18 protein-coding genes and 1 tRNA gene are annotated in these 18,504 nt (G+C 63.3%); 8 read left to right on the top strand and 11 right to left on the bottom strand.

Features of this window, described 5'->3' with window-relative positions; all coding sequences use genetic code 11:
* Positions 1–38 precede the first annotated feature (38 nt).
* Positions 39–665, bottom strand: coding sequence for a DNA-3-methyladenine glycosylase family protein (locus LMH93_RS03865; RefSeq protein ID WP_003247431.1), 627 nt, complete (start codon positions 663–665; stop codon positions 39–41).
* Positions 666–836: 171 nt separating this feature from the next.
* Between LMH93_RS03865 and LMH93_RS03860 the strand changes: the two genes are divergently transcribed.
* Together LMH93_RS03860 and LMH93_RS03855 are read left to right on the top strand one after the other, a co-directional pair.
* Positions 837–1,352, top strand: coding sequence for a sigma-70 family RNA polymerase sigma factor (locus tag LMH93_RS03860; RefSeq protein WP_003247432.1), 516 nt, complete (start codon positions 837–839; stop codon positions 1,350–1,352).
* The gene (locus LMH93_RS03855; protein WP_230064843.1) at positions 1,339–2,295 is read left to right on the top strand and encodes a FecR domain-containing protein; all 957 of its coding nucleotides are present in this window, start codon (positions 1,339–1,341) and stop codon (positions 2,293–2,295) included. Before LMH93_RS03860 ends, LMH93_RS03855 begins: the two co-directional genes overlap by 14 nt.
* 7 nt (positions 2,296–2,302) lie before the next feature.
* Here LMH93_RS03855 and LMH93_RS03850 read toward each other — a convergent pair whose 3' ends face one another.
* The 3 genes from LMH93_RS03850 to LMH93_RS03840 all read right to left on the bottom strand — a co-directional run bounded on the left by LMH93_RS03850 (position 2,303) and on the right by LMH93_RS03840 (position 5,000).
* A complete protein-coding gene (locus tag LMH93_RS03850; protein WP_019750431.1) occupies positions 2,303–3,460 on the bottom strand; it encodes an MFS transporter in 1,158 nt (385 codons plus the stop codon).
* A gap of 83 nt (positions 3,461–3,543) precedes the next feature.
* Positions 3,544–3,681: a hypothetical protein gene (locus tag LMH93_RS03845; RefSeq protein WP_003247435.1), complete on the bottom strand. Its 138-nt coding sequence runs from the start codon at positions 3,679–3,681 to the stop codon at positions 3,544–3,546.
* A gap of 104 nt (positions 3,682–3,785) precedes the next feature.
* Entirely contained in the window at positions 3,786–5,000 is a 1,215-nt protein-coding gene (locus LMH93_RS03840; protein WP_003247436.1) for an MFS transporter, read from the bottom strand.
* Positions 5,001–5,193: 193 nt separating this feature from the next.
* On the opposite strand from LMH93_RS03840, the gene LMH93_RS03835 reads away from it, so the two are divergent.
* Together LMH93_RS03835 and LMH93_RS03830 are read left to right on the top strand one after the other, a co-directional pair.
* Positions 5,194–6,117, top strand: coding sequence for a FecR family protein (locus LMH93_RS03835; protein ID WP_230065344.1), 924 nt, complete (start codon positions 5,194–5,196; stop codon positions 6,115–6,117).
* A 95-nt stretch (positions 6,118–6,212) separates the two neighbouring features.
* Positions 6,213–6,289, top strand: a tRNA-Met gene (locus tag LMH93_RS03830).
* A gap of 130 nt (positions 6,290–6,419) precedes the next feature.
* Here LMH93_RS03830 and LMH93_RS03825 read toward each other — a convergent pair.
* The gene (locus tag LMH93_RS03825) at positions 6,420–7,034 is read right to left on the bottom strand and encodes a LysE family translocator (protein ID WP_004575706.1); all 615 of its coding nucleotides are present in this window, start codon (positions 7,032–7,034) and stop codon (positions 6,420–6,422) included.
* Between the two features lie 227 nt (positions 7,035–7,261).
* On the opposite strand from LMH93_RS03825, the gene LMH93_RS03820 reads away from it, so the two are divergent.
* A complete protein-coding gene (locus LMH93_RS03820; protein WP_230064842.1) occupies positions 7,262–8,179 on the top strand; it encodes a LysR substrate-binding domain-containing protein in 918 nt (305 codons plus the stop codon).
* Here LMH93_RS03820 and LMH93_RS03815 read toward each other — a convergent pair.
* From LMH93_RS03815 to LMH93_RS03805, 3 genes are all read right to left on the bottom strand, one after another.
* Positions 8,119–8,694 carry a D-Ala-D-Ala carboxypeptidase family metallohydrolase gene (locus LMH93_RS03815; protein WP_185279724.1) on the bottom strand — a complete coding sequence of 192 codons (576 nt, stop codon included), beginning with the start codon at positions 8,692–8,694 and terminating at the stop codon, positions 8,119–8,121. The two genes, LMH93_RS03820 and LMH93_RS03815, sit on opposite strands and share 61 nt — an antisense overlap.
* Before the next feature lie 138 nt (positions 8,695–8,832).
* On the bottom strand, positions 8,833–9,288 hold the full coding sequence (gene rimI / locus LMH93_RS03810) for a ribosomal protein S18-alanine N-acetyltransferase (RefSeq protein WP_004575708.1): 456 nt from the start codon (positions 9,286–9,288) through the stop codon (positions 8,833–8,835).
* Entirely contained in the window at positions 9,285–10,070 is a 786-nt protein-coding gene (locus tag LMH93_RS03805; protein ID WP_003247448.1) for a hypothetical protein, read from the bottom strand. Before LMH93_RS03805 ends, rimI begins: the two co-directional genes overlap by 4 nt.
* 238 nt (positions 10,071–10,308) lie before the next feature.
* Here LMH93_RS03805 and mksB point away from each other — a divergent pair, with 238 nt between their 5' ends.
* From mksB to mksF, 3 genes are read left to right on the top strand one after another with little or no spacing between them, the layout of a single operon-like run.
* The gene (mksB, locus tag LMH93_RS03800) at positions 10,309–11,598 is read left to right on the top strand and encodes an Mks condensin complex protein MksB (RefSeq protein ID WP_003247449.1); all 1,290 of its coding nucleotides are present in this window, start codon (positions 10,309–10,311) and stop codon (positions 11,596–11,598) included.
* The gene (gene mksE / locus LMH93_RS03795; protein WP_003247452.1) at positions 11,588–12,295 is read left to right on the top strand and encodes an Mks condensin complex protein MksE; all 708 of its coding nucleotides are present in this window, start codon (positions 11,588–11,590) and stop codon (positions 12,293–12,295) included. Before mksB ends, mksE begins: the two co-directional genes overlap by 11 nt.
* Positions 12,292–15,123, top strand: a complete 2,832-nt coding sequence (gene mksF, locus LMH93_RS03790) for an Mks condensin complex protein MksF (RefSeq protein WP_003247454.1) — start codon at positions 12,292–12,294, stop codon at positions 15,121–15,123. Before mksE ends, mksF begins: the two co-directional genes overlap by 4 nt.
* 359 nt (positions 15,124–15,482) lie before the next feature.
* Here the strand turns inward: mksF and LMH93_RS03785 are convergent, their stop codons facing one another.
* From LMH93_RS03785 to cgtA, 3 genes are all read right to left on the bottom strand, one after another.
* Positions 15,483–15,944 carry a CreA family protein gene (locus tag LMH93_RS03785; protein WP_230064841.1) on the bottom strand — a complete coding sequence of 154 codons (462 nt, stop codon included), beginning with the start codon at positions 15,942–15,944 and terminating at the stop codon, positions 15,483–15,485.
* On the bottom strand, positions 15,941–17,059 hold the full coding sequence (proB, locus tag LMH93_RS03780; protein ID WP_003247458.1) for a glutamate 5-kinase: 1,119 nt from the start codon (positions 17,057–17,059) through the stop codon (positions 15,941–15,943). Before proB ends, LMH93_RS03785 begins: the two co-directional genes overlap by 4 nt.
* 85 nt (positions 17,060–17,144) lie before the next feature.
* Positions 17,145–18,371: an Obg family GTPase CgtA gene (cgtA, locus tag LMH93_RS03775; RefSeq protein ID WP_003247460.1), complete on the bottom strand. Its 1,227-nt coding sequence runs from the start codon at positions 18,369–18,371 to the stop codon at positions 17,145–17,147.
* Positions 18,372–18,504: the final 133 nt, after the last annotated feature.

Genomic DNA, 18,504 nt, shown 5'->3' with positions numbered 1-18,504 from the left:
CCGGATATGTTGTTGCCTGTACGGGCGATGCAAAAACCTCAGGCCCGCCACAGGTACCAGGCCGCCACGGTACGAAACGGCCGCCAAGCGCCGCCCAGCGAACGCATTTGCGCCGGAGTCGGCGCCGTCTCCAGCCCTTTGAGCCGCCGATACCCCTCGCGCACGCCAAAATCGTCCACCGGCAGAATGTCAGAACGCCCCAGGCTATAGATCAGCAGCATCTCCACCGTCCACCGCCCTACCCCACGCAACGCCACCAGGCGTTCGATCAACGCCTCGTCAGCCATGGTTAACGCCTGCTCCCGCGTCGGTACCAAGCCCTCCAGGGTGGCTTGAGCAATGCCCTGGACCGTCACCAGCTTGCTCGCCGAAAAGCCGCAGGCACGCAGGGTTTCCGGGGTTACCGCCAACAACTGCTCTGGCTGCGGAAAATCATCTGCCGGGAACAGTGCCAGCAAACGCCCCAGGATCGCCTCGGCGGCGCGGGCGTGCAGTTGCTGGTAGGCAATCGCCCGCACCAATGCCTCATAAGGCTCACGTCCCGGCGTAGCCTGGTGCAGGCAGGGCCCGATCGCTGCGATATGCCGCGACCAGTCCGGGTCAAGTGCCGCCAGGTGTTGCGTGGCCTCGTGATAGGCCTCAGGCGAAAGGTCGGCCAGCATCATGGCACCTCCATCAAGTCGATTGCAGGTCCAGCTTAGCGCAGCCGTTCATCGGGCAAACGCCGGTTCTTGCGCAGCTAATCTTTGGCATGCCATTGCTCGGCGCCATCTTCCCCGCATAGAATTGAGAACTATTCACAATCGCACACATCACTGGACTGGGCCTTCTCTACGATGCAGATCAACGACACGCTCAAGCCCACCGAGGTCGCTCTGCTCTACCAGTCTCACCATGCCTGGTTGCGTGGCTGGTTACGCAGCCGGGTCGGTTGCAGTGAACATGCCGCAGACCTGGCCCAGGATACCTTCGTGCGGTTGTTGCGCGCCCGCCACGTGTCGCCGCTCAAAGAACCGCGCGCCTACCTCAGCAGCATCGCCCGTGGTTTGATGATCGACCAGTTCCGCCGCCGCGCGCTGGAGCGGGCCTACCAGGAGAGCCTGGCTCACCTGCCCGAAGCAGAAGTGCCCAGCGAAGAGGATAAGCTTGTCATCCTCGATAGCCTGGAACGCCTCGACCGCGCCTTGCACCAGTTGAAACCGCGCGTCCGCCAAGCGTTCCTGCTGGCCCAGCTAGACGGTTTGAGCATCGTGCAGGTTGCCCAACGTCTGGAGGTGTCCAGGGCCACCGTTGAGCGCGATCTGGCCAAGGCCCTGGGCGTCTGCTACCGGTTGCGCTATGCCGATGCCTGATGGTACGCCCGCACAGGCGCAGGTCGATCAGGCCATCGACTGGCTGGTGAAGCTGCGTTTCGACACCCCCAGCCCGCGCACCGAGCAGCAGTTTCAACACTGGCTGGCCAGCCACCCACACAACCGCCTGGCCTGGCAGCGGGTCAGTCATCTGGGCGATGAACTGGCCGGGCTGCCCAAGGACCTGAGCCGGCGCACCCTGGACGCTAGCCAGCACCCCAAAGCCAGCCGCAGGGACCACCTGAAGTTACTGGGGCTGTTGGCCGTGGGCGGCAGCCTGGGCTGGGCCGCGCGCGAACCGCTAGGCCTGCCACAGCTGCTGGCCGACACCAGCACCGCCACCGGTGAACGGCGCCAATGGCAAGGCAGTGACGGCAGCCGCATCCAGCTCAACACTGCCAGTGCCATCGACTTGCACTACAGTGCGGACCAACGCCAGCTGAAACTGATCCATGGCGAGGTCAGCCTGGACAGCAACCCCAAGGACAACCGCCCGTTCCACGTCGCCACCCGTGTCGGCCCGCTGACCACCTTCGATGGCCAGCTGTTGCTGCGCGAAAACAGCCAGGGCCTGCTGCTGTCGGTGCGGCGTGGCGAAGTCACGCTGTTCCCTGCCTCGGCCTCAGCGAGGCAGGTGCTGCCCGGTGAAACCTTGCAAGTCAGCGCCAACGGCAGCATTCAGGCCAGAACACTGCACAACGACCCCTGGGGTTGGACCGAAGGTGTGCTCAGCGTGCAGCAGATGCCGCTTGCCGAGTTTGTCAGCGAACTCGGCCGCTACCGACCGGGCCTGTTGCGCTGCGCTCCAGAAGTGGCGGGCTTGAAGGTTTCCGGCACCTATCAGTTGGCTGACACCGGGCAAATCCTGCAACTGCTCACCCGCAGCCTGCCCGTGCGGGTCGAGTACCGAACGCGCTATTGGGTCAGCATCGGCGCGGCGTAAAGGGATATCACTGCGCCACAGCCCGCATCCGCCCACGGCGCCGGTATGACTGCCTGGCAAAGCACACGAACAGCCCGGCCATCAGGGCCAGCGCCATGGGCAAACCGTGGGGCGCGACATTCATGGCCGCCCCACTGACCAGCGGCCCGACCAGGCTGCCTACGCCCCAGAGCAAGCCCACACTGGCGTTGGCAGTGACCAGGTCCTGGCCCTTGAAGCGCTGCCCGATCAGCACCAGCGCCAAGGTATAGATGCCCCCCGCCACCGCGCCCAGCACCACCAGCAGCGGCCACAGCAGCCAGGTCAGATTCAGCAGCCAAGGCAAACCGATGCCGATCACCATCGCCACCAGCCCGCACGCCAGGTGCAGCCCTGTGCGCTCAACCCGATCGGCCAGCCAGCCCAGCGGCAGCTGGAACAGCATGTCGCCGGCAAACACCACCGTCACCATCAACGCCGCCACGCCAACGGCAAAGCCATGGCTGGTGGCGTACACCGGCAGCAGCGACAGCACCACGGCATCGAAGAACGAGAAGAACAGCACCGCCATGCACAACGCCGGTGCCACACGGAAGAACCCGGCCAGGCCGAAGCTTTTTTCGCCCTCTTCGTGCTCGACATGGTCGTTAGGCACCGTCAGCACAATGCACAGCAACGCCAGCCCATAACAGACCGTGACGACACCCGTGATCCACGGGCTATCGGCGCCCAACACTGCCAGCATGGCCGGGCCCAGCACCTGAAAGCCCGTAAAGCTGGTGGCGTACAGGGCCATGATCTTGCCGCGGTTATGTTCGGGGCACAGTTCGTTGACCCACGACTCGCCGAGGATGATGGCGATCCCCATGCCAAGCCCCAGGCCCAGGCGCAGCAACGCCAGCAGCCACAACGAGCCGAACGCGGACTCGAGCAAGGCGATGCTGACCGTGCACAGGCTGAAACACAGCAGATAGATAGTGCGCCGGGTGAGATGGCGGCAGCAGATGTCGACCAGAAAAGCAGAGAGCATCATGCCGGCGGCAGGGATGGCCGAGATGATGCCGATTTCCAGTGTGCTCGCCCCCGCTTCATGCAGGCGCAACGACACCAGCGGCAAGCTGGCCCCCAAACTGAAACCCACGACAGAAACGGCGAACAACAAGCCCGCCAATAAACGCATGTTCATGTACCACCCCTGGCAAACCGAAAAGACGTGCAGAAACAGGCGCGCACGCCGAGACGGCGAGCGACGCTAAAGCGCAGATCCGTTCAGGCGAGGTGTGGCGAGAAGGTGAAGGCAAACAGCACGCTGCGGCGGCGCTTGAGCACCGTGTCACTCGGCCATGCACGACGCAGTGCCTGGAAGGCAGGCTGGCGGGCGTGTGGGAGGGACTGGGTACGGCGCATTGCTTTGGCTACTACGCAGGTGATTGAAAAAAGAGGCGGCACTCTAGCCACCTCCGGGGGGGCTCGTCAATTGCCCAGGGGCCTCTGCCAGGCCCCCGGCGCGTTCAGCGTTTACCTGTACTTGGCAGAAACACCGCCAACAACCCGAACAATGGCAGGAACGAGCACAACCCATACACGTATTCGATACCACGCAGGTCCGCTACGTACCCCAACAGCGCAGCACCAATGCCGCCAAAACCGAACATCAGGCCAAAGAAGATCCCGGCAATCATGCCCACGCTGCCCGGCACCAGTTCCTGCGCATACACCACGATCGCAGAAAACGCAGAAGCCAGGATAAAGCCGATCACCACGCTCAGCACCGTGGTCCAGAACAAGTCGGCATACGGCAGCGCCAGCGTGAACGGCGCCACGCCCAGTATCGAAAACCAGATCACAGCCTTGCGCCCGATACGGTCACCGATCGGCCCGCCGAAGAAGGTGCCCGCCGCCACCGCGCCGAGGAACAGGAACAGATGCAGCTGCGAGCTGGCCACCGACACACCGAACTTCTCGATCAGGTAAAAGGTGAAGTAGCTGGTGAAGCTGGCCATGTAGAAGTACTTGGAGAACACCAGCAAGCCCAGCACGATCAGCGCCGCAATTACCCGATTGCGCGAAATGCCGTGGGTGGCCTGAACCGTCTTGCGCGCCTTGGCCTGATTGAGGTGCTCCTTGTACCAGCCGCGCAGCATCAGGGTAACGCCGAGGAAGAACAGCCCGGCCAGGCCGAACCAGGCCACATGGGTCTGGCCGAACGGAATGACGATGGCCGCTGCCAGCAGCGGACCCAGAGCGGAGCCGGTGTTGCCACCGACCTGGAAGGTCGACTGGGCCAGGCCGAAGCGCCCGCCCGAGGCCAGCCGTGCAATACGCGAGGTTTCCGGGTGGAAGGTCGACGAGCCAATGCCCACCAGCGCCGACGCCAGCAGGATCATCGGGAAACTGCCAACGAAGGCCAGCATCACGATCCCCACCAACGTGCACAGGGTGCCTAGCGGCAACAGATTTGGCGTGGGCCGGCGGTCGGTGAAGAAGCCGACCCAAGGCTGCAACAGCGAGGCGGTGATCTGGAACGTGAGCGTGATCATGCCGATCTGGGCGAAGCTCAGGTCGTAGTTGGCCTTGAGCATCGGGTAGATCGCCGGCAGCACCGACTGGATCAGGTCGTTGATCAAATGCGCCAAGGCGCAGAAACCGATGATGCGCATCACCATCGGCGAGGCTTGGCTTGCCGCTGCCGGGGTGGATGCGGTGGAGGCACTACTGGTGGCCATTTGCCTGAATCTCCGTCCTCTGGTTTGGGATCCGATTATCAGGAATCAAATAGATACATAGCTACCTTTTTTATCCCCCTGTCGCCACGCGCTTGAAAATGGTTCTCAATATAATTAGCATCCTCTGCCAATGACTCCTGTCATCGTTAGGCCAAACGGCCCCTATCGTGAGCAGACCGCCCCCATGAGCCCGATGTCCGCCAAGCAGCTGCAGCCCGACCCACAACAGGAAGCGCTGGCGTGGTTTTCGTTGCTGCGCCAGCCCGGTTGCGACGAAACCCAGCGCCAGGCATTTGCAGCCTGGTGCCAGGTACAAGAGAACGCCCACGCCTACGCCGAGCTGGAGACGTTCTGGCAACAGCTGCAACCCGCACCTGCCCGCCCTCGCCCACGGCATGTCACTGTCCGTCGCAGTCACCTGGGTAAAGGGTTGGCGCTTGTGTTCTTGCTAGGGTTAGGCGCTGCTGCTTACCTGTACTGGCCGCTGATACAGCGTCTGGCCAGCGAGCTGCACACCGATGTGGGAGAGCGCCGCAGCATACGCTTGGCGGATGGCACGACATTGAACCTGGACAGCGCCAGCGCGATGAACGTCGACCTGCGCGGCCGCACCCGCCAACTGCACCTGGTGCAGGGCCAGGTGCATATGGAAGTCGTGCTCGACGGGCGGGCCATGGACGTGGAAGTGGGCAACGCACGCATCCAGGTATACGGCACTCGCTTGCAGATAGCCCGCCATGCAGGGCGTGACGAACTCGTGGTATTCAGTGGCAAGGCCATGGTCACCCAGGGGGGTGAGCAGCGAATGGTCTCGGCAGGTGAGCGGGTAACCTTCGATGACACACGCATCGACCCGGTGCGTAAGGCTGATCTGAAAACCGCTGACAGTTGGCGCAACGGCCGCCTTAAAGCCACAGACATGCCATTGAGGCAGGTGCTGGAGCGCCTTGCCGGTTACCAAGGGCAGCGTCTGTGGATCATGGATGAACACGTGGCTCATCGCCGTGTGAGCGGCGATTTCAACCTCGACCGGCCTGGCCAAAGCCTGCAATCCCTGGCTGCAGCCCAGCAGCTGCAGTTGCTGGGTGTGCTCGGGCACTGGCTTGTGGTGCGCTAAAACCGGGGCTGGCCGCTAAGTTTTTGAAAGCGTGCAAATTTTTTTTGAAATGAGTGTTGACAGAGGGGGCGTTCAAGAGAATAATGCGCGCCATCGGCTACATAGCTCAGTTGGTTAGAGCATAGCATTCATAATGCTGGGGTCCGGGGTTCAAGTCCCTGTGTAGCCACCAAACAAGACGAAGGGCTTACCGCAAGGTAAGCCCTTTTTCTTTGCCTGCGAAAAAGTTGCTGGTGCCCGCGCTAACCCATCCAGCAGCAGCCGGGCGCCGAACCACAGGTTTCGGCGCTGCTATCGTCGCCTTAACGTATTCCGGTCACCGCCACAGCCAGGCCAAGCCCGATCAATGCCAGACCAATGGCCCGGTCCACCAGCACTTGCCGTTCGATCATCGCCTTGCGCAATGCCGTGCTGGAAAAAAATACCGCCACCAGGCTGAACCATAGCCAATGGGCAACGGACATGAACGCACCGTAGGCGAAGTTCAGCGTCAGCGGGCTGCCAGGCTGTACCACCTGGGTGAAGGCACTGATGACAAACAACAGGGTCTTGGGGTTGAGGGCGTTGGTCAAAAAGCCGGTGCGCAGCGCTTGCAGTACGCTGGCAGCAGACTGGCCAACCCCGTCCAGGCTGATGCGTCGGGTGTTGGTCAATGACTTGTACCCGAGGTAGATCAGGTAGCCCGCACCCAGCACTTTCATGACGAGGAACAGCGCCGGGCTCTGGCTGATGATTACGGCAATGCCCAACACTGTGTACAACACATGCACCTGCACCCCCAGTGCGATACCTATGGCGGCCGCCAGCCCGGCCTTGCGGCCCTGCGCATAACTGCTGCGGGTGACCATGGCGAAATCGGCGCCAGGGCTGATGACGGCGAGCAGGGTAAACAGGGCGACGGCGATGAGTTCGGTCATGCTGAGGGCTCTCGATAGGCGATGGAAATGCACAGACCGCCGATTATCGAGCGCTTACAGATGCGGAAAAATCGATTTATGCTGAGATGAATCTGATAGTTTTGCTCACAGATACGTACAGCCTGCCTTGGCCTCTTCGCGGCTAAACCCGCTCCTGCAGGGAACTATGTGGCCATGTAGCAGCGGGTTTACCCGCGAAGAGGCCGGCACAGCTGAACAGGGAAATCATGAAACTGCCGCCACTCAACGCCTTCCGCTACTTCGACATTGCCGCCCAGACCGAGAGCTTCGTGCGCGCCGCCGAGCACTTGCACGTCACTCACGGCGCGGTCAGCCGCCAAATACGCCTGCTGGAAGAAAGCCTTGGCGTGGAACTGTTCGAACGGCGCAACAGGGCCATTTTCCTCACCCCTGCCGGCCGCGCCCTGCATGGCACCACCCAGGCGATCTTCGAGCAGCTGGAAGGCGCCGTGCAGCGTTTGCAGCACCAGGTCCGCGACAATGTGCTTGTGCTGTCCTGCGAACCGACCATCGCCATGCGCTGGCTGATCCCGCGCCTGCCGCGCTTCCATGCCACCCATCCCGACCTGCAGTTACACCTGGTGGCTGCCGGCGGGCCGCCGGACTTCGCCCGCAGTGGGGTCGACATGGCCATCCGCCGTGACGACTTCCACTGGAATAACCAGCTGTTCAACCAGAAGGTCTGCGATGAATGGATCGGCCCGGTGTGCCTCCCCGCCGCCAGCGCCAGACTCGATGGCCAACGGCTGCTGCACAGCACCACACGCCCTGCTGCCTGGCCCACCTGGCTGCGCCTGAGCGGCCAACAGGCGCGGCACTGCGAACGCAGCGACTACGAGCATTTCTACCTGTCGATCCAGGCCGCCAACGCCGGCCTGGGCCTGGCCATGGCCTCAGCCCTGATGGTGTGCGACGAACTCGACAGCGGGCAATTGCAGGCACCGTACGGTTTTGTGCGCGATGGCTCGGCCTACCACCTGCTTAGCCCACAGCCTCTGGCCGACAGCAGCAAGTGCCAGCGCTTCGCAGAGTGGCTAATGGACGAATGCCGGGGTTGCCTGGCTCATTTGGGTTTGACGCAGAACGACGACCCCGCACCGCCATCGCCGCCCCAGGTGCGATAGCCGGCGGTATCCACATGAATGCGGCCTGACGGGTAGCGGCCCAGGCCCATGTTCCAGACTTGGCCGTGCTGCTGCCAGAAACGGCACAGCGGATTGGGGTCGGCCCAGGCCGGCAGCAGTATATCGACGGCGAACGCGCGGGTATGCGCACTGTTGGCTGCCCCGCCCGCACAGGCGTTCAGGCGCGGCTCACGGTAAGCCGAAACCACCTCGAACTGGCGCAGGATGCCTTGATCGTCGAGTGCCCTGATCAACGCGAGGGTCGAGCGTACAGCCGCCCAATTGCCGGGGGGCGGTACAGCGAAAGGCGATGCGTGGCACAGTTTCCAGTCCGAAGCCGAGCGCAGCAACTGGTGAATTGGCACTACACCGTAAAGCCGGGCATCTACCAGCATTTCGCGGAAAGGGCGGGTTTGATGATCACCCGCCCACTGGGCGAACATCCACACGTCGCGCTCGTCAGCGTGGGCAACACTCGCTAAACACAAGCCCGCTGCCAAAAGCAGTTTTCTCATTCTTTATCCGTCCCTGCAGAGAACAAAGCCTGCGCTCTCACCGGAACTCATACTAGTTCAACGCGCAACCGTTACTGCAGCGTCAGCGGGTGGCCGAAGCAGAGGGGTGCCTGCGTGACGGGGTAAGCCGCTGGAAAGTCAGTCTTCGAACAGGGTACAGGCCATCACCAGGGCGTCTTCACGGCCGCCGGCGATCGGATAATAGTCGCGGCGGCGGCCAATTTCGTTGAAGCCGTAACGTTCGTATAAACGATAGGCCGACTGGTTGCTGGCGCGTACTTCCAGGAAGCATTCGCGGCCATTGAGCTGATAGGCCCGGGCCATCAGGTGTTCGAGCAGGCGCAGGCCCAGGCCGCAGCCTTGGTTTTCCGGTTTTACGGTGATGTTGAGCAGGTGCGCTTCATCGATGATCACATTGATCACACCATGGCCCACTTGCTGCTGGCCATCGAACATCAGCCAGACTTCGTACGACTTGAGCGCATCCTGAAAGATTCCACGGGTCCAGGGATGACTGAATGCGGCATATTCGATCTTAAGTACGGCATCCAGATCCGCCTCGGTCATCGGGCGGAAGCTGATCGAGTCACTCATTCAACGCTCTTCCAGCGCGCCATCAGCTGGCGCATGGCTTTCCAGACGTCCGCCTTGCGCTGCGGCTCGTCCATCAACAGTTCAAGGCCCGGCAATGCCCAGGCGTCGCCCAGGCTGTCGAGCGTCAGGGTTTGGTAATAGGCGTCGGCGTCGACATTGGCGGCAAAACGCAGTGCCGGCAGGCCGACCAGCCACAGACAGGTACACGGGGCGTCTTCCAGGCGCGCCTGAACGAAGCCCTGGACGAAATCGCGCGCAGCCTCCGGCCCCTGGTCCATGTTGCCGCGCACCAACAGTGGCCAGCGTACCGGCTCGCCGATGATCTGCGGGGCGTCGGGCAGGCCGGCGGCGCGCAGCATGTCCTTGAGCAGCAGATAGGACGGATCGCGGCTCTGGAAGGGCTGACCGGTGGCCAGTTCAACCAGCAGCAGGCAACTGCCGGCGCGCAACAACTGCAGCGAGAAGCGCGGTGGCGGCACCGGTGCCGGGCGCGGAGCAGCGGGCTGCTCTTGTGCCTCGGCAGGCTTGACGGCGGGTTTTGCCACACTGCCCGGGCGTGGGATCTCGATTTTCGGCCGCTCGCCGGAGCGGGCCTGGGGGGTGACAGGCGCTTCGTTGGTTACCGATGCCGGCCTGACCTCGAAATCGATGTCCTCGACTGGCACAACCGGCAGCAGCAGCTCGGGCCGCGACGGTGCGGCGAACGGCAGCTCGGCGCGCGGCAGCCAGTGCACCACTTGCATGGCGGAAAGGTAGGCGCGGCGACGGGGTTCGGTCAGCAAGGGGCGGATATCCGAGGGGGTGAAGGCAATTGGGCATTCTAACGTGTACGCCGTGGTTTTTGCAGCGCCTATCAGACCGAGCGCCGCGCGGGCGGCGCTCGATCTCACGAGTGCCACTAGAACAACGACATACACCCACAAACCTAAAGGTTATCTCTCATTACAGACCAAGGGGTAAAAACCACCCCCGCGAATGCAGTACAATCGCCCCCTTTTTCTTGGCAACGAGTCGAAGCCAATGATCGAACCCAAGCGCGTCCTGCGCGCCCTAGCCGAACACTGGGCCCTGATCGAGCCGCTGTGCGAGCGTTTCGACCAGGGCACCCTGAGCCTGGTCGAACTGCGCCAGCATGTGGCCCGCCAGCAGCTCGAAAGCACCCCGCAGGACATCACCCAGCTACTCGACGTGTGGATCCGCCTGGATATCCTGGTCCCGGTGGCCAAGAGCCCGAACCGTTTCGAGCTCAACGCGCAGATCCACGACTTCCTCGCCTACCTGCGCCGCGAACACCGGCTGGGCCTGTGCCTGGAGATCGAAGCCTACTTGCGCCACCTGGAGCGCCTGGCCGGGCACATCCAGGATGCCTTCGACAACCGCGACAGCGACGACCTGGCACGCCAGTTGCGCCTGCTCGACATGCGTGTGCGCGATGTGCTGAAAAAGCTCGACAACGACGAGCAGGCACTGGTGGCCGTGGCCGAACGGGCCAAGACCAGCAACCGCCAGATTCCGCTGCGCCAGCGTTATGCCGAAGTGCTGGCCACCTGGGACGAATACGTCGAGCCGATGATCCAGCTGGTCAACGCCGACGGCGCCTTCGAACAGGGTGTACGCAAGGTCGAGACCGTGCTGCTGAAACTGCTGGGCGAACAGGCGCGCCTGGGCCACCTGGTCGACGACGACATGCTGCTGCGCACCCACGCGCGCATTCTGGAAATGCAGACCAGCGCCCAGTTGACCCTGCGCCACGCCCGCGAACTGCTGCTGCCGCTGCGCGAAGAAGCCCGCCGCCACAACGCCGTGACCCGCGGCGCTGCACTGGCCCTGTCGGTGATCCGGCGCAAGGGCATCGATGCCGTGCCGCAGGCGGCCATGCCGATGTTCACCCGCCCGCAAAGCACCTTCCTTGGCAGTGCCAGCCAGGTCGAGGCCTACGTTTACGCACTGGCCCGCTTCGAGCCCAAACCGGCGCGCTTCCCCAAAGCCCACAAGACCCAGTCCGGCGCCCTGCCCCGTGCCCCGCGCACGGTCAAGGAAATGGCCGAACGCTGCGAACAGGCCCTGCCACTGCCCGACTTGATGGTCTGGCTGCTGGAGCAGGAGCCCGAAGGCGCCACCGACGAGCTGCTGTACTGGTTCTCGCGCCTGTCGCGGGAAAAGCGCTTCAAGCGCGAACGCCTCGACCGCCGCGAATACACCACTCAGGAACATTTGGTCAGCCTGCATTCGTTCGCCCTGACCTCCAGCCGCGAAGACGCCCCTAGCGCGCCTACCGAACCCAACGCGAGCCCAGCCCATGCATCTTGATCTTTCCGAACTGTCCCAGCTCGCGCCGATCTTCCGCGAGCTGTTCAAAGGCTTCCACGTCAGCCGGCGCGACCCTGAGCTGTACGCCCAGCTGTCGAACTTCCAGGACCAGTACCGCACCCTGTTCAAGGCCCTGGGCTTCGAGCTGGTGTGCGATACCCGTGGCTTCTATTACTTCGTGCCCGACATGACCGCCGCGCAGGTCAACAAGACCGCGCAGCGCCTGTCGCTGTTCACCTTCATCCTGGTCGAGCACCTTGCTGACCAGGGCCGCGACCCGATGGCCGTGCTCGATGGCGGCAGCATCGGTCGCGACGAACTGCCCTCGCTGCTGGACAAGTACCGCGACCTGTTCCTGCAGGCCGAAGTGCAGACCGTGGACGAGCTGGAAGAAAAAATCCTGCGCCGCATGACCCAACTCGGCTTCGCCCATGAGGAAGGCGGCATCTACCGCTTCCTGCCGCCCATGCATCGCTTCCTCGATGTGTGCCTTTCGGTGCAGCAGGACCGCGACCTGGCCGCCACCCTGCACAGCGCCCTGCCGCTGCCGACCCCGGTACTGGTCGAGGAAGAAAGCGCCGAAGAACTCAACCGTACCGACGACCCGCTCGACCTCACGCCTTTCCAGGGCGAGGAAAGCGAAGAGGACGCCTTGGCCCGGGCCATCCGCGAAGAGCAACAGGAGATTGACGCATGAGCCAGGAACGCTACGGCATCCGCCGCTTCGCATTGCTCAACACCGCCGGCTACAGCCTTGGCCTGTTCCCGCTGGAGCACCCGCTGTCGGTATACGGCGCCAACAACCTGGGTAAATCGGCTTCGATCAATGCCCTGCAGTTCCCGATCCTGGCACGTATGTCGGACATGAGTTTCGGCAAGTACAGCCTTGAGCAATCGCGCCGCTTCTACTTCGCCAGCGACACGTCGTACATTCTTTGCGAACTGAGCCTGCCCCACGGCACGCACGTGATTGGTGTGGTCGGGCGCGGCCCGGGTGGCGGTTTCGGCCACCAGTTCTTCGCCTACAAGGGCGAACTGGACCTGGCCCACTACCAGAAGAACGACACCTGCCTGCGTCAGAAAGAGCTGTTCACCAACCTTGAACGCCTGGGGATCAAGGCTTACGAACTGAAGCCGGACGAACTGCGCCGGCTGCTGGTGGGCGGACACACTTCGGTGCCGCTGGACCTGACCATGATCCCGCTGCGCTCCACCAGCGAGCAAAGCCTGAAAACCTTCCGCGCGCTGTTCATCAACCTGCTGCACATGCGTGAGATCACCGCCGCCAAGCTCAAGCAGCTGTTCCTCGACGCCTTCGAGCACAGCCTGCGCTCGGGCAGCGTCGACTACATCGCTGCGTGCGAGGAAGCCTTCCGCGACGTACGCCGCATGGAGCAGGACTACAACGCCCTGGTGGCTGCCGGCCCGTTGGTCGAGGCCCTGGCCGGTGGCGTGGCCCAGCGCGACATCCTGCGTGGCAAGCTGCACCGCATTTCGCCTGTGCTCGACACCCTGCTGGGCACCTGGCAGGAATACGCCATGGCGCGCAAGGAAGAGCTGGTCATCCAGTCCGAGCACTACCGTGGCGAGCAGGACCGCCTGCAGAACGACCAGCGCGGCGGCACCCAGGAGCTGATGCGCCTGGAGCGTGAAATTACCGGTATCCAGCGCTGGCTAGGCGAGCTGTCGGTGCTCAAGCACCGCTTTGCGCTGGTCGATGACGTCAAGGTACTGGAGCAGCAACTGCTGGCAGCCAAAGATGCCCACGACGAGCTGGCCGGCGCGCTGGCCCAGTCACGGCAGTTCAGTGCCGAAGACCTCGACGAGCGCGTACGCGACCTGGAAAAACGCCTGAAGCAGGTCAAGCAGCAGCTGGATCACGCTGACAACAACAGCTATGCCCGCCTGCGCGAGGAGTTCTCGCAGCAGGACGTCGACCGCCTGATGCGCCTGTTCAACGGTGCGCTGTTCAGCCTGCCGCTGGGCGACCGCGGCATCGAGCTGGACGACAGCGACCTGTGGGTAAAATCGCTGGAAGCGGTGCTGGACGGCTTCAAGGGCGAGCGCTTCGAGGCCCCAGGCCTGGCCATCGACCTGACCCACATCGACCCACCGGCCCTGCAGGCCCTGGCCGACCGCGCCGCCCTGCGCGACCAGAAAGAGCGCCTGGAAAAAGAACTCAAGCAGCTCAAGACCCAGCAGGCCGTGGCCGCCGACCGCTCCGCGTCCAAAGCGCAGACCGAAACCCTGTACCAGGAAGTGCTGGACGCGCAGAAGGCGCTGGAAGACTTCCGCCGTAGCCAAACCCTCACCGCCGAAGAGCCCGAGAAGCTGGAACAGCTCTCGCAGCTGGAAGCGGCCCAGGACGAACTCAAGCGCTCCAGCGACGCCTTCACCGAGCGCGTCCAGCAGCTGTCAGCCAAGTTGCAACTGGTCGGCCGTCAGCTCGGCGACCTCGAGTCCAAGCAACGCACCCTGGAAGACGCCCTGCGCCGTCGCCAGCTGCTGCCGGCCGACCTGCCCTACGGCACGCCATACATGGAAGCCATCGACGACTCGATGGACAACCTGCTGCCGCTGCTCAATGACTACCAGGACAGCTGGCAAGGCCTGCAGCGAGTGGACAACCAGATCGAGGCGCTGTACGCCCAGGTGCGCCTCAAAGGCGTGGCCAAGTTCGACAGCGAAGACGACATGGAACGCCGCCTGCAACTGCTGGTGAACGCCTACGCGCACCGTACCGACGAAGCCCTGACCTTGGCCAAGGCACGTCGCGCTGCGGTCACCGACATCGCCCGAACCCTGCGCAACATCCGCAGCGACTACGACAGCCTTGAGCACCAGCTGGCCCTGTTCAACCGCGAGATCAACAAGCGCCAGGTGTCCAACCTGGAAAGCTTCCGCGTGGTACTGGCGCCGAACAAGGAAGCGCTCAAGCACATCGACCAGATTATCCACAGTGCCGGCCAGTACGAAGAAGGCGAAACCCTGTCGGTCTTCGACCTGACCCAGAGTGCCGATCAGGACAACAAGAACGAAGAGGCCAAGGAGTACCTGGCACGGCTGGTGGCGGCCAACCACAACCAGCTGGGCCTGAAGGACCTGTTCGAGCTGGCGTTCGAGATCACCAAGGTCAATGGCCAGCCGATCATCCACGCCGACATCGACGGTGCGGCGTCCAACGGCACCACCATGACCATCAAGGCGCTGACCAACATGTACCTGTTGCTGCACCTGATGGACCGCGACCTGGCTGGGCGTATTCGCCTGCCGTACTACCTGGACGAAGCAGCAGACATCGACGAACGCAACCAGGCGGCACTGCTGGAAACCAGCCAGCAACTGGGCTTCGTACCGATCCTGGCGAGTGTGAAACCACAGGTCTCGGCGCACGTTGCGATCGACCTGGAAGGTGGCAGCGGGCCGAACGGCATCTACATCGACGAGGCGGACTGGAAGTTCATCAGCCGGCTGGATGAAGTGAAGGCGGTTGTGCGTGAGGATCAGGCCGAGGAGCTGGCCTGAGATAGCCGGGGCCGCGTTGCGGCCCATTCGCGGGTAAACCCGCTCCTACGGCGACCTGCGCCCAACCACCGATGCGTATGTAGGAGGGGTTTACCCGCGAATACGGTGGCGGCGGCAACGGTGAACGGCGGGCGGAAATTGGCCAGCAGGTCCGGCCCTTTCGCGGGTGAACCCGCGCCTACGACGACCTGCGCCCAACCACCGATGCGTATGTAGGAGCGGGTTTACCCGCGAATACGGTGGCGGCGGCAACGGTGAACGGCGGGTGGAAATTGGCCAGCAGGTCCGGCCCTTTCGCGGGTGAACCCGCGCCTACGACGGCGTGTGTCCAACCACCGAGCGTATGTAGGCGCGGGCTATCAATGAGCCCAAGGCAGGATCGGAATGGCAGTCACCGCATTCTGCGGGCTGCCTTCGATCATGCGGTCGCTGTACACCAGGTACACCAGCGTGTTGCGCTTCTTGTCGAGAAAACGCACCACCTGCATGGTCTTGAACACCAGCGAGGTGCGCTCCTTGAACACTTCCTCGCCATCCTTGAGCTCACCCTTGAAGTTGATCGGCCCGACCTGACGACAGGCAATCGATGCCTCCGCCCGGTCCTCGGCCAGCCCCAAGCCCCCCTTCACTCCGCCCGTCTTGGCACGTGACAGGTAGCACGTCACGCCCTCAACCTTAGGGTCATCGAACGCCTCGACCACAATGCGATCGTTCGGCCCGAGCAACTTGAACACGGTGGACACCTGGCCGATCTCTTCGGCGCCAGCCAACATCGGCAGCACGCACGCTGCCACCGCGATTACGCTCTTCAGCAGGCTCATACCAGCACCAGGTTGTCGCGGTGTACAAGTTCCGGCTCGGCGCTATAGCCAAGGATCGACTCGATGGCTTCGGACGACTGACCAATGATCTTCTGCGCCTCCAGGGCGCTGTAGTTGGCCAGGCCGCGAGCCACTTCAACACCGTCCGGGCCGACGCACACCACCATCTCGCCACGACGGAAGCTGCCCTGCACTGTCTTCACGCCAACTGGCAGCAAGCTCTTGTTGGCCTGACGCAGCGCTTGCACGGCACCGGCATCCAGCACCAGGGTGCCACGGGTTTGCAGGTGACCGGCCAGCCACTGCTTGCGCGCAGCGAGCATGCCACGCTCAGGGGACAGCAAGGTGCCCAGGCGCTCGCCCGCCTTCAGACGGTCCAGCACACGCTCGATGCGGCCACCGATAATGATGGTGTGGGCACCGGAACGGGCAGCCAGGCGCGCCGCACGCAGCTTGGTCTGCATGCCGCCACGGCCCAGGGCACCACCGGTACCACCGGCCACGGCATCCAGCGAGGGGTCGTCGGCACGGGCTTCGTAGATCAACTGCGCCTCGGGGTTGTTGCGCGGGTCGGCATCGAACATACCATCGCGGTCGGTGAGGATCACCAGCAGGTCGGCCTCGACCAGGTTGGCCACCAGCGCCGCCAGGGTGTCGTTGTCGCCAAAGCGGATCTCGTCGGTGACCACGGTGTCGTTTTCGTTGATCACCGGCACCACGCCCAGATCGACCAAGGTGCGCAGGGTGCTGCGGGCATTCAGGTAACGCTTGCGGTCGGACAGGTCGTCATGGGTCAGCAGGATCTGCGCGGTGTGCTTCCCGTGCTCCCCGAAGCTCGACTCCCAGGCCTGCACCAGGCGCATCTGGCCGAGCGAGGCAGCCGCCTGCAGCTCGTTCATCGCACTCGGTCGCTTGGTCCAGCCCAGCTGGCTCATGCCGGCAGCCACGGCCCCGGAGGAGACCAGTACCAACTCCACGCCTGCCTCACGCAGCGCGACCATCTGCTCGACCCAAACGGCCATTGCACCGCGGTCGAGGCCCTTGCCATCGGCGGTCAGCAGAGCACTGCCAATCTTAACGACCCAGCGCTTGGCGCCCGTCACCTTGCTTCGCATCTTCTTCCAACCTATGTCGAATCTGTAGATACCGTGGATACAAAAACGCCGCTCCAGAGAGCGGCGTTTAGTGTACTGCAACCGATCAGTCGCGCACGTAAATGATTTCCGGACCGTCTTCGTCGTCCTCGAAATCATCGTCCCAACCGTCATCGTCGCCAATGTCGTGCACGCTCTTGACGCCGGTACGGCGCAAGGTACGGGCGTCGTCCAGGGCCTGCAACTGGGCACGGGCTTCGTCTTCGATACGCTGGTCGAGGTCGGCCAACTCTTCGGCGTAGGCCGGGTCGTTGGCCAGGCGGTCGGCGCGGTCTTCAAGGTAGCGCATCAGGTCGTGGCTGAGCTTGTCGGTGCCCTGCTTGGAAATAGCCGAGATCACGTAGACCGGGCCTTCCCACTCCAGACGATCGATCACTTCCTGCACACGCTCGTCGCGCTCGTCGTCCATGACCATATCGGCCTTGTTCAGCACCAGCCAGCGCTCACGCTCGGCCAGCGACGGGCTGAAGCGGGTCAGCTCGTTGACGATGACTTCGGCGGCATCGGCCGGGCTGCTTTCGTCCAGCGGCGCGATGTCCACCAGGTGCAGCAGCACGCGCGTACGCGCCAGGTGCTTGAGGAAGCGGATACCCAGACCGGCACCTTCAGAGGCGCCTTCGATCAGGCCGGGGATGTCGGCGATGACGAAGCTCTTCCAGCGGTCGACGCTGACCACGCCCAGGTTTGGCACCAGGGTAGTGAACGGGTAGTCGGCGACTTTCGGCTTGGCGGCCGAGACCGAACGGATGAAGGTACTCTTGCCAGCGTTCGGCAAGCCCAGCAGGCCGACGTCGGCCAACACCTTCATTTCCATCTTCAGGTCACGCTGCTCACCCGGTTTGCCTGGGGTGGTCTGGCGCGGTGCACGGTTGGTGCTCGACTTGAAACGGGTGTTGCCCAGCCCGTGCCAGCCACCTTGCGCGACCATCAGCTTCTGGCCGGGGGTAACCAGGTCACCGATCACTTCCTGTGTGGAAGCATCGATCACGGTGGTGCCGACCGGCACGCGCAGGAACAGGTCTTCACCCTTCTTGCCGGTGCAGTCGGTGCTACCGCCGTTGGAGCCACGCTGGGCTTCATGGTGACGGGTGTAGCGGTAGTCGACCAGGGTGTTCAGGTTTTCGTCGGCAATCATGTACACCGAGCCACCGTCACCGCCGTCACCGCCGTTAGGGCCGCCGTTCTCGATGAACTTCTCGCGACGGAAGCTCATGCAACCGTTGCCACCGTCACCGGCCTTGACCCGAATGGATACTTCGTCAACAAACTTCATTAAAACCGCCTCTCGTCGGTAGACGAGCTGAATGACTCAAAAACATGAGGCTCTTGCAAAAATGAGCGCGGCGGCCCCGTACGACCGTAGAAACCAACGCCGGCAACCCAGACAAACAGCTTTGCAAGAGGCT

The organism is Pseudomonas sp. CIP-10 (assembly GCF_020911845.1).
Classification (GTDB): domain Bacteria; phylum Pseudomonadota; class Gammaproteobacteria; order Pseudomonadales; family Pseudomonadaceae; genus Aquipseudomonas; species Aquipseudomonas alloputida.
The sequence above is the reverse complement of the archived record's forward strand: the minus strand, read 5'-3'. Positions and strand labels throughout refer to the sequence as shown.

Bases quoted from the DNA above. Each gene is read 5' to 3' on its own strand.
- LMH93_RS03865 (WP_003247431.1), bottom strand. From the start codon at position 665: ATGATGCTGGCCGACCTTTCGCCTGAGGCCTATCACGAGGCCACGCAA.
- LMH93_RS03860 (WP_003247432.1), top strand. From the start codon at position 837: ATGCAGATCAACGACACGCTCAAGCCCACCGAGGTCGCTCTGCTCTAC.
- LMH93_RS03855 (WP_230064843.1), top strand. From the start codon at position 1,339: ATGCCGATGCCTGATGGTACGCCCGCACAGGCGCAGGTCGATCAGGCC.
- LMH93_RS03850 (WP_019750431.1), bottom strand. From the start codon at position 3,460: ATGAACATGCGTTTATTGGCGGGCTTGTTGTTCGCCGTTTCTGTCGTG.
- LMH93_RS03845 (WP_003247435.1), bottom strand. From the start codon at position 3,681: ATGCGCCGTACCCAGTCCCTCCCACACGCCCGCCAGCCTGCCTTCCAG.
- LMH93_RS03840 (WP_003247436.1), bottom strand. From the start codon at position 5,000: ATGGCCACCAGTAGTGCCTCCACCGCATCCACCCCGGCAGCGGCAAGC.
- LMH93_RS03835 (WP_230065344.1), top strand. From the start codon at position 5,194: ATGTCCGCCAAGCAGCTGCAGCCCGACCCACAACAGGAAGCGCTGGCG.
- LMH93_RS03825 (WP_004575706.1), bottom strand. From the start codon at position 7,034: ATGACCGAACTCATCGCCGTCGCCCTGTTTACCCTGCTCGCCGTCATC.
- LMH93_RS03820 (WP_230064842.1), top strand. From the start codon at position 7,262: ATGAAACTGCCGCCACTCAACGCCTTCCGCTACTTCGACATTGCCGCC.
- LMH93_RS03815 (WP_185279724.1), bottom strand. From the start codon at position 8,694: ATGAGAAAACTGCTTTTGGCAGCGGGCTTGTGTTTAGCGAGTGTTGCC.
- rimI (WP_004575708.1), bottom strand. From the start codon at position 9,288: ATGAGTGACTCGATCAGCTTCCGCCCGATGACCGAGGCGGATCTGGAT.
- mksB (WP_003247449.1), top strand. From the start codon at position 10,309: ATGATCGAACCCAAGCGCGTCCTGCGCGCCCTAGCCGAACACTGGGCC.
- mksE (WP_003247452.1), top strand. From the start codon at position 11,588: ATGCATCTTGATCTTTCCGAACTGTCCCAGCTCGCGCCGATCTTCCGC.
- mksF (WP_003247454.1), top strand. From the start codon at position 12,292: ATGAGCCAGGAACGCTACGGCATCCGCCGCTTCGCATTGCTCAACACC.
- LMH93_RS03785 (WP_230064841.1), bottom strand. From the start codon at position 15,944: ATGAGCCTGCTGAAGAGCGTAATCGCGGTGGCAGCGTGCGTGCTGCCG.
- proB (WP_003247458.1), bottom strand. From the start codon at position 17,059: ATGCGAAGCAAGGTGACGGGCGCCAAGCGCTGGGTCGTTAAGATTGGC.
- cgtA (WP_003247460.1), bottom strand. From the start codon at position 18,371: ATGAAGTTTGTTGACGAAGTATCCATTCGGGTCAAGGCCGGTGACGGT.